Source organism: Pseudomonas sichuanensis, assembly GCF_003231305.1.
Classification (GTDB): domain Bacteria; phylum Pseudomonadota; class Gammaproteobacteria; order Pseudomonadales; family Pseudomonadaceae; genus Aquipseudomonas; species Aquipseudomonas sichuanensis.
The window spans coordinates 116,001-130,079 of the sequence record NZ_QKVM01000003.1; the positions used below are offsets into that span (position 1 = coordinate 116,001).

Genomic DNA, 14,079 nt, shown 5'->3' on the forward strand with positions numbered 1-14,079 from the left:
CATGTCCCGACTTTCCCCAAGGCCTTTGCGCGCGTCGCTGTTCGCCCTGCAACCCCTGGCCGCCGGCCTGCTGCTGGCCGCTGCCGGCAGCAGCTTTGCCGAAGAGCCGGCCACGGCCACCCCCGTCGCCCAGCAGGACGCCAAGCTAGGCACCGTGACCGTCAATGCCCGCCGCCGCGAAGAGAGCGCGCAGAGCGTGCCCACGCCGATCAGCGTGCTGAGCAGCGAAACCCTGGAAACCCAGCGTATCTACCGGGTGCAGGACATCCAGCAACTGGTGCCGAGTACCAACGTGTCCTATGTGCATGCGCGCCAGTCGAGCATCTCCATCCGTGGGCTGGGCAACAACCCGGCCAGCGATGGCCTGGAAGGCAGCGTCGGCGTGTACCTGGACAACGTCTACCTGGGGCGCCCGGGCATGGCGGTGTTCGACCTGCTCGATGTGGAGCAGCTGGAGGTACTGCGTGGCCCGCAGGGCACGCTGTTCGGCAAGAACACCACCGCCGGGGTATTGAACATCACCACCCGCAAGCCGACCTTCCACCAGGAGGGCAGCGTGCAGTCGTCGCTGGGCGAGGACGGCTACTGGCAGACCCAGGGCAGTTTCTCCGGGCCGCTGACCGACACCCTCGCCGGGCGTATCAGCGCCTACCACACCGAGGACGACGGCTATGTGAAGAACATCTACAACGGCCACGACCTCAACGGCGGCAAGCGCCAGGGCTTTCGTACCCAGCTGCTGTTCAAGCCCAGCGAAACCTTCAACCTGCGCTGGATCGGCGAATACAACGAAGAGGACTCCGACAACGGCGTGCTCAGCCTGTACAGCACCGGGCCGACCATCAACGGGGTGAACCGCTACGAAAGCCTGGCCCGCCAGGCCGGCGCCACGCTGGTATCGGGCAAGGACCGCAAGGTCAATTTCGACGCCGACCAGATGGTCAAGGTGTTCCAGGGCGGCACCTCGGTGGAGGCCAACTGGACCTTGCCCAACGACTTCACCCTGACCTCCATCAGCGCCTACCGCTGGTGGGACTTCACCCCGCGCAACGATGACGGCCTGAACGTGCCGGTGTTCCATAACGCCGGGGTGTCGGTGCGCGACAAGCAGTACTCGCAGGAAATCCGCCTGGCCTCGCCAACGGGCGGCTTCTTCGACTACGTGCTCGGCGCCTATTACTTCAAGCAGGACCTGGACAACAAGTCGTTCACCTACAACGGCCCGCAGGCGGATATCTGGAACCTGACCCCGGCCGGCGCCCTGGCCAACGTCACCACGATCGGCAACGGCCACATCGACACCGACAGCTATGCCCTGTTCGCCCAAGGCACCTGGCACCTCACCGAGCGCCTGGACTTCACCGCCGGGGTGCGCGGCACCTATGAAGAGAAGAGCGCCTGGGTGACCCGCGATGCACCCTTCGGTGGCGCGGCGGTCACCGGTGCGGCGGCTGCGGCCCGTCAGGGCAGGGTGGGCGCCTATGACTCGGGTGACCTCAACCAGTACAGCTTCGCCCCGTCCGGGTTGCTCAGCCTGAGCTATCGCTTCAACGATCAAGTACTCGGCTATGCCAGCCTGTCCCACGGCGAGAAGTCCGGCGGGGTCAACCTCACCGTCGGCGCGGCGCCACGGCTGGGCACCGATTCGCTGCTGGTGGGCACCGAGCGCGCCAACAATGCCGAACTGGGGGTCAAGAGCACCCTGCTGGACGGCCGCCTGCAGCTCAACAGCAACCTGTTCTGGACCGAGGTGCACGGCTACCAGGCCAACGTCTACGACCAGATCAACCGCGTGCAGTACCTGGCCAACGCCGGCAGCGTGCGCTCGCGGGGCCTGGAGTTCGAAGCCACGGCCCTGCCGGTGCGCGGCCTCACGCTCAACTTCAACGGTTCGTGGAACGACGTGCGCTACACCGAGTACGACGATGCCCCGTGCCCGCCGGAAGTGAGCCTGGCCAGTGCCACGGCCACCTGCGATCTGTCCGGGCACCAGGTGGTCGGCGCCTCCAAGTACATCGCCAACCTCAACGGCCAGTACAAGTGGCAGCTCGGCGAGCGGATCGAACCCTACGTCACCGCCAGCTACGCCTTCCGCTCGAAAGCGGTGGGCACCATCGACGACTCCGACTACGGGCAGATCCCCAGCTACGGCATCGTCAACCTCTCCACCGGCGTGCGCCTGGACCAGGGCGACGGCGTGCTCGACCTGTCGCTGTGGGTGAAGAACGCCGGCGACAAGACCTACTTCACCAGCCTGTGGAACTCCGCCAATGGCGGCTATGCCGGCGTGCTGGGCACCCCGCGCACCGTGGGCGCCACCGCCCGTTACGACTTCTGAGCACAAGGAGCTTTGCCATGAATGCCAAGACCCAACCGCACGACCTGCCTGAAGGCGCCTGCGTTACCGCCAAGGTGCCCGAGCGCAACCAAGCCTTGCTCGGCGACGTGGTGGTCAACCCCTACCGCCTGGCGCCGCTGACCGCGATCATCCGCGACGGTGGCCGCACCCTGAGCGCCGCCCATGTGCGCGTGCTGGGCCGCGGCGAGCGCGGTGTGGCCATCAGCTACGACGTGTCCGAGCGCTCGCTGTGGACCTACGGCGGCATCCCGGTGTTCGGCCTGTACCCCGACCACGTCAACCAGGTGGAAGTGAGCTACAAGCTCGACGGTGAGCGCATCCGCGAACGTTATGAAATCTATGCCCCGGCGGTGCGCTTGCCGGTGGTGGCCAAGCAGACGGCAGCCCTGCCCGAGGTCGAGCCGGTCACGGTCGCCCCAGGCTTCGAGCAGCGCCTGTACCTGTTCAACCACCTGCTGGCGGATATCCCCGGCGGGCGTGCCTTCAAGTGGAACGGCCTGGGCGGCGCTGCCGAGTGGGATTCGGTGGGCAACAACTGGATCGCCGACAGCAACGGCGATGTGCGCTGGTACCTGGACATCGAGCAGATCCACGACTCCAACCACCGCGATGGCCTGGGCGGCACCATGGGCTTCCACCAGACCCGCGACGGCAAACTGATCTGGGGCCAGGGCCAGACCTACTCCAAGTACGACCTGCTCGGCCGGCGCATCTGGCAGCGCAACCTGCCGGACAAGTTCGCCGACTTTTCCCACGAGATCCGCGAGACGCCCAACGGCACCTACTTGCTGCGGGTAGGTACCAGCGACTACCGGCGCCCGGACGGCAAGCGCGTGCGCTCGATCCGCGACCACATCATCGAGGTCAGCGAGGCCGGTGACGTGCTGGACTTCTGGGACCTCAACCAGATCCTCGACCCGTACCGCGGCGAGCTGCTGGAAACCCTGGGCAAGGCGGCGATCCAGCTCCCGGATGGCGTACACAAACAGGACGACCGGCTGGCCAACGAGCTGGCCGAGGGCGACCTGCCGTTCGGCGACACGCCGGGGGTGGGCACCGGGCGCAACTGGGCCCACGTCAATGCCATCGACTACGACGCCGATGACGACAGCATCATCGTTTCAGCACGGCACCAGGGTGTGGTGAAGATCGGCCGCGACAAGCAGGTGAAGTGGATTCTCGCCTCGCCCCAGGGCTGGCCTGCGCATTTGCAGGACAAAGTGCTCAAGCCGGTGGGCGAGGGCTTCGAATGGTCGTGGACCCAGCACACCGCCTGGCTGACCGGCTACGGCACGCTGACCGTGTTCGACAATGGCTGGGGCCGGGACTTTGCCCCGACCAAACTCAGCGGCAACTACAGCCGGGCCGTGGAATACAAGGTCGACGAGGCCAAGGGCACGGTCGAGCAGGTGTGGCAGTACGGCAAGGAGCGAGGCGATGAGTGGTACAGCCCGATCACCTCGGTGGTGGCCTACCGGGCGGACACCGACACCCAGTTCATCTATTCCGCGTCGGTGAATTACCTGACGCCTGAGAAGCTCACCACGACGGTGCTCAATGAAGTGCGCCGAGGAAGCCAGGAGGTGGCGGTGGAGTTGAAAGTGCACAGCCGCCAGCCGGGGAGTGTGGGGTATCGGGCATTGGTGATCGATCTCGACAAGGCGTTCTGATCGTCTAGCCTTTCCTGACCCAATCGCGGGGCAAGCCCGCTCCCACGCCAACTTATGCTTGCGTGGGAGCGGGCTTGCCCCGCGATGCTTTCCGCTGATCTGAATTCCGACCATTCGTTCTTTTTTTCGAACAGCCTATTGTCCAACACCCCAGCCCCCGCTTAGCATTCCGTTTGAGATTTCAAACGCTCAGCGCCCAGGCATCGAACACCCGGGTACACGAATTCCTGACGGCCGCCCCCGCATGGGGGCGCCTTTTCAACAATCAATAATTCGCGCCGCGCCGTGCCGCAGCGCAGTTAAGGGAAGCCGACATGCAGCTCAAAGACGCTCAGTTGTTCCGCCAGCAAGCCTTCATCAACGGTGAATGGCTGGATGCGGACAGCGGTCAGACCATCAAGGTGACCAACCCGGCCACCGGTGACGTGATCGGTACCGTGCCGAAGATGGGCGCCGCCGAGACCCGCCGCGCCATCGAGGCCGCCGACAAGGCGCTGCCGGCCTGGCGCGCACTGACCGCCAAAGAGCGTGCCGGCAAGCTGCGTCGCTGGTTCGAGCTGATGATCGAGCACCAGGACGACCTGGCCCGCCTGATGACCACCGAGCAGGGCAAGCCGCTGGCCGAAGCCAAGGGCGAAATCGCCTATGCCGCTTCGTTCATCGAGTGGTTCGCCGAAGAAGCCAAGCGTGTCTACGGCGATGTCATCCCAGGCCACCAGCCAGACAAGCGCCTGATCGTCATCAAGCAGCCGATCGGCGTCACCGCCGCCATCACCCCGTGGAACTTCCCGGCCGCGATGATCACCCGTAAAGCCGGCCCGGCGCTGGCCGCCGGTTGCACCATGGTGCTCAAGCCTGCTTCGCAGACCCCGTACTCCGCCCTGGCCCTGGTCGAGCTGGCCACCCGTGCCGGCATCCCGGCTGGCGTGCTCAGCGTGATCACCGGCAGCGCCGGCGAAGTCGGCTCCGAGCTGACCGGCAACTCCCTGGTACGCAAGCTGTCCTTCACCGGCTCGACCGAAATCGGTCGCCAGCTGATGGAAGAATGCGCCAAGGACATCAAGAAGGTTTCCCTGGAGCTGGGCGGCAACGCGCCGTTCATCGTGTTCGACGACGCCGACCTGGACAAGGCGGTCGAGGGCGCGATCATCTCCAAGTACCGCAACAACGGCCAGACCTGCGTCTGCGCCAACCGTATCTACGTGCAGGACGGCGTCTACGAGGCGTTCGCCGAGAAGCTCAAGGCCGCCGTGGCCAAGCTGAAGATCGGTAACGGCCTGGAAGAAGGCACCACCACTGGCCCGCTGATCGACGGCAAGGCTGTCGCCAAGGTCCAGGAACACATCGAAGACGCCGTCTCCAAAGGCGCCAAGGTGCTGTCCGGTGGCAAGCTGATCGAAGGCAACTTCTTCGAACCGACCATCCTGGTCGACGTGCCATCGAGCGCCGCTGTCGCCAAGGAAGAGACCTTCGGCCCGCTGGCGCCGCTGTTCCGCTTCAAGGACGAGGCCGAAGTCATCGCCATGTCCAACGACACCGAGTTCGGCCTGGCCTCGTACTTCTACGCCCGCGACATGAGCCGTGTGTTCCGTGTTGCCGAGGCCCTGGAATACGGCATGGTCGGTATCAACACCGGCCTGATCTCCAACGAAGTAGCGCCGTTCGGCGGTATCAAGGCCTCGGGCCTGGGCCGCGAAGGTTCCAAGTACGGCATCGAGGACTACCTCGAAATCAAATACCTGTGCATCAGCGTCTGATCGCTGACTGACAGAGCAGTATTTACCTCTGCCAGCGGGGCGCGAGAGCGACGCCTCGCTGGTCTTTTTGACACCGCAGTACCTGGTGGCCAGGGCGTTCACGACAGTCGATCAACGAATACTGAACGTGAACACACCCAGCCACCCCCGAATAACAGCGCCGTCAGAGTCGGCGCGAATGAGGGCATTATGAGCAAGACCAACGAATCCCTGATGCAACGCCGTGTCGCCGCCGTCCCACGTGGCGTTGGCCAGATTCACCCGATCTTCGTCGATACCGCGAAGAACTCGACCGTGATCGACGTTGAAGGCCGCGAACTGATCGACTTCGCCGGCGGCATCGCAGTACTGAACACCGGCCACCTGCACCCGAAAGTGGTCGCGGCCGTGCAAGAGCAGCTGACCAAGGTCAGCCACACCTGCTTCCAGGTGCTGGCCTACGAGCCCTACGTCGAGCTGTGCGAGAAGATCAACAAGCTGGTCCCAGGTGACTTCGACAAGAAGACCCTGCTGGTCACCACCGGCTCCGAAGCTGTCGAGAACGCCGTCAAGATCGCCCGTGCCGCTACCGGCCGCGCTGGCGTGATCGCCTTCACCGGCGGTTACCACGGCCGTACCATGATGACCCTGGGCCTGACCGGCAAGGTCGTGCCGTACTCCGCCGGCATGGGCCTGATGCCGGGCGGCGTGTTCCGCGCCCTGTTCCCGAGCGAGCTGCACGGTGTCAGCGTTGACGACGCCATCGCTTCGGTCGAGCGCATCTTCAAGAACGACGCCGAGCCGCGCGACATCGCCGCGATCATCCTCGAGCCGGTACAAGGCGAAGGCGGCTTCCTGCCAGCGCCGAAAGAGCTGATGAAGCGCCTGCGCGCCCTGTGCGACCAGCACGGCATCCTGCTGATCGCCGACGAAGTGCAGACCGGCGCTGGCCGTACCGGCACCTTCTTCGCCATGGAGCAGATGGGCGTTGCGCCTGACCTGACCACCTTCGCCAAGTCCATCGCTGGCGGCTTCCCGCTGGCCGGTGTGTGCGGCAAGGCCGAGTACATGGACGCCATCGCCCCGGGCGGCCTGGGCGGCACCTACGCCGGTTCGCCGATCGCTTGCGCTGCGGCCCTGGCCGTGATCGAAGTGTTCGAGGAAGAGAAACTGCTGGACCGCAGCAAGGCTGTCGGCGAGCGCCTGACCGCTGGTCTGCGTGAAATCCAGAAGAAGTACCCGATCATCGGTGACGTCCGCGGTCTGGGTTCGATGATCGCTGTGGAAGTGTTCGAGAAGGGTACCCACACCCCGAACGCCGCCGCCGTTGGCCAGGTTGTCGCCAAGGCGCGTGACAAGGGCCTGATCCTGCTGTCCTGCGGCACCTACGGCAACGTCCTGCGCATCCTGGTGCCGCTGACCGCCGAAGACGCCCTGCTGGACAAAGGCCTGGCGATCATCGAAGAGTGCTTCGCCGAACTCGCCTGAATGTGACACGCTTCAGAAAAAACCCGCCTAGGCGGGTTTTTTTTATGCCGTTTGTCGGCTTCAGGCGCTAAGGTTGTACGAGGATTCCGTGGAAGCTGCGAAGGATCGCGCGCCATTACAGGAGACTCGCTCATGAGCGCCGCCGACCCCATCCCCCCTTGTGTCTTGATTGCCGAGGGCGACCCTTGGGTGCGTGACATGCTCAGCGAAATGCTGCTCAGCGTGCGTTGCGATGCACGCCTGCACGTCTGTGCCGATGGCCCCCAGGCGCTGAGCGCGCTGGCAACCAAGCCCGACCTGATCATCGCTGCCCGCGAACTCGCCGGGCTCGATGGCCTCGACCTGCTGCGCAAGGTGCGCAAGCAGGGTGAACAGTCGGGCATGCCGTTCATCCTCATGAGCAACCGCACCGATACCGCCAGCGTACGTGAGGCGCTGCCACTGCACCCCACCGCCTACCTGAGCAAACCGCTCGACCTGGATAACCTGCGCAAACGCCTGGAAGACCTCCTGGTGCACGTCGGCGAGCAGATTGCCTGCCCGGTCCCGGCGCTGCCGCCGGGGCTCAAGCTGTCGGCCTTCCTCGAACAGCGCCGCGCAACCGCCGACGGCGGCCCGCTGTTCGCCGACGTGCAGGTGGCGATCAAGCGCGCCCTCAATCCCGAGGGCCTTAATCTCAAGGTGCTCGAGGAGGAGGTGCGCAACGACCCGCAGATCACCGGGGTGCTGATCGCCGCCGCCAACAGTGCCGCGATGCACCGCGATGCGCCGGTGCAGACGTTGATGCAAGCGCTGAACAAGCTCGGCAGCACCCAGAGCATGAACCTCATTCTGGGCCTGACGCTCAAGCGCAGTGCGCGCTTGAGCGACCCCTTGCTGGCGCGGCACGCTGCCCGTTACTGGGATTTTTCCCTGCACACCGCCGAGTACGGCCGCACCCTGGCACGCATGCTCGAGGTGGACGAAGGCCGTTGCTACTGCGCGGGGCTGCTGCATTGCCTGGGTGACCTGGCGGTGCTACGCACCTTGCAGGAGTGGCGCCTGGCGGGCGGCGAACTGGATGAAGACCAGGTTCAGTTGTCGCTCAACGAATTCGGCGCGCCGTTCGGCTCGGCGCTACGCACCCGCTGGCGCTTGCCGCTGAACCTGCGCGAGCTGATCGCTGCGGTGTATCAGTTGGGCGGCGGTGTTTACTCGCGGGAAATCCTGGCCATGAGCCTGGCCGGCCAGCTGGCGCGGCTCAGACCCAGCGAAGGGCTGGAAAAGGTCGCCAGCGGCAAGACGGCACGCTTGCTCAAGCTCGGGCTGCCGGAGTTGACGCGGTTGCGCAAGGTGGACCCCGAAGCGCTGGCACGGGAGGAGGCTGAGCGCCTGGCGGCACAGGCTGACGAGAGTGAGCCGGAGGTTGATTTGCTGGTAACTCCCGCAGCAGATGCCGAGCCCGTGGACGGAGACGAACGCCAAGCCTGAGCCGCGCAGCGGTGTTGCATCAGACTTGGGATCGGTCCTACAGGTGTTGCGGACGTCCGTTCGTATCCATGGAAGTTCTTCAGGCGTAGTTTTCCAGCCACTCCACCAACGGAATGGCAGGAAGGTTGTGGCTGAGGATGAATACTTACAGGCATCGCGGCCTGCGCTATCAGGTCTGTCGTTCCAGGGCGCGAATACTCGCCCATGAAGCATTCTCCAATAGGTTCTGCACGCCTGGTGCTGAGCTCGACGTTGAAAAGGTGCGTTTCGAGCCTATTGGAAGCATGGCGATCGAAGCTTTGCAATCCTGGGACGAGCAGACTCACCACTTTCCCTGGGAGGAGGTTTCACGCTGGGCTGATCGAGATCTCAAGGGATTCGACGTTTCGTTGTGGTCTGAGCATGTGCTCTGCGGTCTCTGCTACGCCAGCCCCCGCAGAAGCAATCACTGCATCAAGATCATTCTGCTGGAGGGCAAACCAGGCCCGAAGAATCCTTTGAGAGGCCTGGTGGCCTCGCTGTTGGTGTTGGCCGTTATTGAATACGCACGGATGCTCAGGTACTCGCGAATCGAGGTTCAACAACCCGACCCGGGTGTCGAAACTTTGTACTTATCCCTTGGTTTCGTGCGTGATTCTGCCGGGCGTCTTGTGAAGCCGCTAGGGGCGATTGATGAACAAACCACTATCCAGATATCAGAGGTGCCCATGAACTATTCAACAAGTTCCAGGAAGGCAGCATTGATCAAGCGATACACTGCCGAAGCTGACGCCCTTGCGGGCGAAATCACCGACCTTGAGCGGCATATTCTCGATGTCGCGTTCAGGGAGGGCCGGGAGAAAGAGCCTGGAGGTGTGATGGCCGGGCCACGTAGCGGCCGGATCGATTACGAGTGGTTGTTAGCCGTTACGAAATGAAATGAGCTACTTGCTGCACATAACGGGCGGGTAATCGATCAGCCTTTTACGATCTGGTTCTTGCCCTGCCGCTTGGCGCGGTACATTGCCGCATCAGCTCTGGCGAACAGGCTGTCGAGCGTTTCGTCCTCATCAGTCAGCCCGGTCAGCCCCTGGCTAACGGTCACGCCGTAAGTCTGCTGTCCGTGGCTGAAGCTCAAGTGCTGGATCTCCCGCTGCAGGCGCTCGGCGATCTGCTCGGCCATCTGCGCAGTGCAGCCGGGGAACACTGCGGCGAACTCCTCACCACCGATCCGCCCGAACTGGTCGCCACGCCGTAGCACGGCCTTGCCGCTGTCGGCGATGCGCTGCAGCACCTGGTCGCCTTCCTGGTGCCCGTAACTGTCGTTGATCAGCTTGAAGTCATCGATGTCCAACAGCAGGAACGCCAGCGGCGTGCCCTCTGCCCGGGCATTGACGAACGCCTGCTGGGCGCATTCGAAGAAGTGCCGGCGGTTGCTGCTTTGCGTGAGCACATCGGTGGTAGCCAGGCGATGCAACTCGCCTTCGAGCTGCTTCTTTTCGGTGATGTCCTCGGCGATGCCGACGATGATCACCCGCTGATCACCCTCGCGCTGCTGGTTGATGTAGCACTTGTCGCTGACCCAGCGCACTTCACCGGCGCCATTGAGGATGCGGTACTCGCGGTCCTCGACGGTACCCTTTACCAGCACCTGGGCCAGGCTGCGCTCGGCGTATTCGAGATCGTCCGGGTAGATGGCGTCGCGCCACTCGTTGTAGTCGGCCAGCACCAGGCTGGCGGGGCGACCGAACAGGCGTTCGTAGGCCGGGCTGACATAGAGCACCTGGCGGGTTTCCCAGTCGAAGGCCCAGAGCACGGCGTTGACGCTGTCGAGCAGCGATGAATAGAGCTGCTCGCGCTCGCTCAGGCGGGCCACTTCGCCTTGGGCATGCAGCAGGGCGAGCAGCGTCTGGGCCGCTTCGGGGCGGGGAGGGTCGGTAAACGTGGGCGTAAGGTCTTTGGCCATGTGCACGGAACGGTTCTCGACGTGGGGCGTGCGGCCACGAACCGGCCCGCCACGCGGACGATGTGCCGCGTTGGAGTGGTATCGGAGGGGGAAGTTCCGGTCGGCACGCCCCATTGCGGGGCATGCCGATCAACGGCCATCAGGCGCCGGTGGGGCGCAGCGAGTAAGTCTTGAGTTGGGCGGCGAAATCGCGCAGTGACTGAATACCGCTGGCCTCGGCCTCGTGCACCCAGTCCTTCATGGCGGCGAGCATGTCGTGGCCGTTGGCGCTGGTGCGCGCCCAGATCTGCTGCAGCGCCAGGCGTTTCTCGTAGATGGTCTTGAGTGACTGGCTGTGCGCCAGCATCGACTCGATGCGCACGTGGTGACGGTCCTGCAGCAAGCTGGTCTCACGCGACAGCAGGCGTTTGGCGCGGCGGAAGCGGTGGCGCACCGAGGCGTCGACCTTGTCCAGCTCCTGTTTGACCAAGGGGCCGATCACCAGCTTGCGGTACTGGGCCATGATCTGGAAACGGTTGTTGAGGATGGCCATGGCGGTGTCCATGTCCAGCGACGCCTTGCCCTCGACCCGATGGGCGATGGGCGCCACCCGTTGCACCTTGGCCAGGCGCAGCATGCTCAGCAGGCGGATCCACATCCAGCCCATGTCGAACTCCCAGCGGCGTACCGAGAGCTTGGCCGAGTTGGGGTAGGTGTGGTGATTGTTGTGCAGCTCCTCGCCGCCAATGATGATGCCCCAGGGCACCAGGTTGGTGGCGGCGTCGCGGCATTCGAAGTTGCGGTAACCCACCGCATGGCCGAGGCCGTTGACCACGCCGGCGGCCCAGAACGGAATCCACATCATCTGCACCGCCCAGATGGTGATGCCGATGGTGCCGAACAGCAGCAGGTCGATGACCGCCATCAGGGCGATGCCGCCGAGCTTGTAGCGCGTGTAGAGGTTGCGCTCGATCCAGTCGTCCGGGCAGTTCTTGCCATAGATGCGCAGCGTCTCTTCGTTGCGCGCCTCTTCGCGATAGAGTTCGGCGCCCTTGCGCAGCACGGTGCCCAGGCCCTTGTGCAGCGGGCTGTGCGGGTCGTCAGGGGTTTCGCACTTGGCGTGGTGCTTGCGGTGGATGGCGGTCCACTCGCGGGTGTTCTGCGCGGTGGTAAGCCACAGCCAGAAACGGAAGAAATGCTTGAGGCCTGCATTCAGCTCCAGCGCCCGGTGCGCGGAGTAGCGGTGCAGGTAGATGGTGACGCTGACGATGGTCACATGGGTCATCAGCAGGGTGACGGCGACCAGTTGCCAGGCCGACAGATCGAGCAAACCGTAGTACCACATAGCGGGGAAAACCCTCGTAAACACAGGGGAACAGCGCTGGCATTATCCCTTGGCAGGCAAATAAAACCAGTCGGCCTTTTTGATAGGAAGTCACAGGGTGTTTCAGCCTTTATAATGCCCCCTCATTTTCCATGGGCTCACCGACCCGACATGTCTGTTTCCGTTCGCGACGCCTTGCGTATGGCCGGGCTCTACCTGCTGCTTTCGATCCTCTGGCTGACGCTGTCGGAGCTGGTATTGCAGCGCATGTCCGAGGACCCGCTGGCGCTGACCGTGGGCCGGCAGATCAATGTGGTGGTCTGGGTGTTGCTCAGTGCCTTGCTGATCTTCGTCTCGCGCGCCCGGCTGTTGAACTTCATCGGCATCGGCGCACGCCTGCGCAGCGAAGACCGTGAACGCCTGCGCATGGCCGCGGCGGTGTTCGACAGCACCCTCGAAGGCGTGCTGGTGACCGACCGCAACGGCCTGATCGTGCACGTCAACCGGGCCTTCATGCGCATCACCGGGTACCAGCAGGACGAGGTCATCGGCCAGCGCCCAAGCAAGTTCAAGTCTGGCCGCCATGGCGCGCCGTTCTACCAGCAGATCTACGCCGCGCTCAATGCCAAGGGCGAGTGGAGCGGCGAGATCTGGAACCGCCGCAAAAGCGGCGAGATCTACCCGCAATGGCAGACCATCTGCGCCATTCGCGACGACAGCGGCGACCTCAGCCACTATGTGGCGGTGTTCAGCGACATCAGCGCGATCAAGCACACCGAGCAGGAGCTCGCCTACCTTGCCCACCACGACCCGCTGACCGGCCTGCCCAACCGTCTGTTGTTCAACGACCGTGCCGAGCAGGCGCTGGCTGCCGCGCAACTGAACAAACGCGGTTGCGCCTTGCTGTTGCTCGACCTCGATCATTTCCAGAGCATCAACGACGGCCTTGGCCACACCATCGGTGACCAGTTGCTCAAGCTGGTGGGTGAACGCCTGCGCGAAGTGGTGGGCAATGGCGTCACCCTGGCACGCCTGGGCGGCGACGAATTCGGCGTGCTGGCCGAGAACTGCCAGCAGGTCGGCCAGGCCGGCAAGCTGGCGCAGGGCATCATCGAGCGCCTGCGTGAGCCCTTCACGTTTGACGACCACCGCCTGTTCATCAGTGCCAGCATCGGCATCAGCCTGTTCCCCAGCGATGCGTTGAGCGCCGAACAGCTGCTGCGCAACGCCGACTCGGCGTTGTTCAAGGCCAAGAGCAGTGGCCGCGCCTGCTACGCGCTGTACACCGAAGAGCTGACCGCCCACGCCCAGCACCGGGTCGAGACCGCCGGCGAGTTGCGCCGGGCGCTGGAACAGGAGGAACTGCGGGTGTTCTTCCAGCCGGTGCACGACTTGTTCAACGCGAAGATGATCGGCGTCGAAGCGCTGGTGCGCTGGCAGCATCCCCAACGGGGCCTGGTACCGCCGGGGGAGTTCATTCCGATTGCCGAGCGCACCGGGCTGATCGCCGAGATCGACGCCTGGGTGTTGCGCCAGGCCTGCCGGCAGATGGTGCAGTGGCAGCAGGACGGCCGGGTGCTGGCGTTCGTCGCAGTCAACATTTCCAGCCGCCTGTTCAGCCAGCGCGAGCTGTACCGGCAAGTGGCCGATGTGCTGCACGACACCGGCCTCGACCCGTCGTTGCTGGAGCTGGAAGTCACCGAAAGCGCGGTGATGGAAGACCCGGAAGTGGCGCTGGAGCAGTTGCACCGCCTGCGCGAGCTGGGGCTGACCCTGGCCATCGACGATTTCGGCACCGGTTACTCCTCGTTGCTGCGCCTCAAGCGCCTGCCGGTGCAGAAACTGAAGATCGACCAGGGCTTCGTCGCGGGCCTGCCCTTCGACGATGACGACATTGCCATCGTGCGGGTGATCATCGCCCTGGCGCGCAGCATGGGCATGCAGGTGCACGCCGAAGGCATCGAGCAGGCCGAGCAGGCGCGCTTCCTGCTGGAGCAGCAGTGCCAGCTGGGGCAGGGGTACTGGTTCGGGCGGCCGGTGCCGGCGGCGGAGCTGCACTGGGGCTGAGATCGTATCGCGGGGCAAGCCCGCTCCCACGACCCACCGTG

At 64.4% G+C, this 14,079-nt stretch carries 9 protein-coding genes; 7 read left to right on the forward strand and 2 right to left on the reverse strand.

The features are described from left to right. Nucleotide 1: 1 nt before the first annotated feature. From DM373_RS02565 to DM373_RS02590, 6 genes are all read left to right on the forward strand, one after another. Nucleotides 2–2,338, forward strand: a complete 2,337-nt coding sequence (locus DM373_RS02565) for a TonB-dependent receptor (protein WP_110992062.1) — start codon at nt 2–4, stop codon at nt 2,336–2,338. 17 nt (nt 2,339–2,355) lie between these two features. Next, the gene (locus DM373_RS02570) at nt 2,356–4,029 is read left to right on the forward strand and encodes an aryl-sulfate sulfotransferase (protein ID WP_110992063.1); all 1,674 of its coding nucleotides are present in this window, start codon (nt 2,356–2,358) and stop codon (nt 4,027–4,029) included. A 314-nt stretch (nt 4,030–4,343) separates the two neighbouring features. Continuing rightward, nucleotides 4,344–5,786 (forward strand): NADP-dependent succinate-semialdehyde dehydrogenase, encoded by a 1,443-nt coding sequence (gene gabD, locus DM373_RS02575; protein ID WP_110992064.1) that lies wholly within the window; start codon nt 4,344–4,346, stop codon nt 5,784–5,786. Nucleotides 5,787–5,975: 189 nt separating this feature from the next. Next, on the forward strand, nt 5,976–7,253 hold the full coding sequence (gene gabT, locus DM373_RS02580) for a 4-aminobutyrate--2-oxoglutarate transaminase (protein WP_110992065.1): 1,278 nt from the start codon (nt 5,976–5,978) through the stop codon (nt 7,251–7,253). A gap of 132 nt (nt 7,254–7,385) precedes the next feature. After that, nucleotides 7,386–8,723, forward strand: coding sequence for a response regulator (locus DM373_RS02585; RefSeq protein ID WP_110992066.1), 1,338 nt, complete (start codon nt 7,386–7,388; stop codon nt 8,721–8,723). A 137-nt stretch (nt 8,724–8,860) separates the two neighbouring features. Next, a complete protein-coding gene (locus DM373_RS02590; protein ID WP_110992067.1) occupies nt 8,861–9,640 on the forward strand; it encodes a hypothetical protein in 780 nt (259 codons plus the stop codon). Nucleotides 9,641–9,678: 38 nt separating this feature from the next. Here DM373_RS02590 and DM373_RS02595 read toward each other — a convergent pair whose 3' ends face one another. Both DM373_RS02595 and desA read right to left on the reverse strand, forming a co-directional pair. After that, complete coding sequence (locus tag DM373_RS02595; protein WP_110992068.1) at nt 9,679–10,668, reverse strand: GGDEF domain-containing protein; 990 nt, start codon at nt 10,666–10,668, stop codon at nt 9,679–9,681. Nucleotides 10,669–10,807: 139 nt separating this feature from the next. Then, nucleotides 10,808–11,992 (reverse strand): delta-9 fatty acid desaturase DesA, encoded by a 1,185-nt coding sequence (desA, locus tag DM373_RS02600; protein WP_110992069.1) that lies wholly within the window; start codon nt 11,990–11,992, stop codon nt 10,808–10,810. A 150-nt stretch (nt 11,993–12,142) separates the two neighbouring features. Here desA and dibA point away from each other — a divergent pair, with 150 nt between their 5' ends. Further along, nucleotides 12,143–14,038, forward strand: a complete 1,896-nt coding sequence (gene dibA / locus DM373_RS02605; RefSeq protein WP_110992070.1) for a phosphodiesterase DibA — start codon at nt 12,143–12,145, stop codon at nt 14,036–14,038. Nucleotides 14,039–14,079 lie beyond the last annotated feature (41 nt).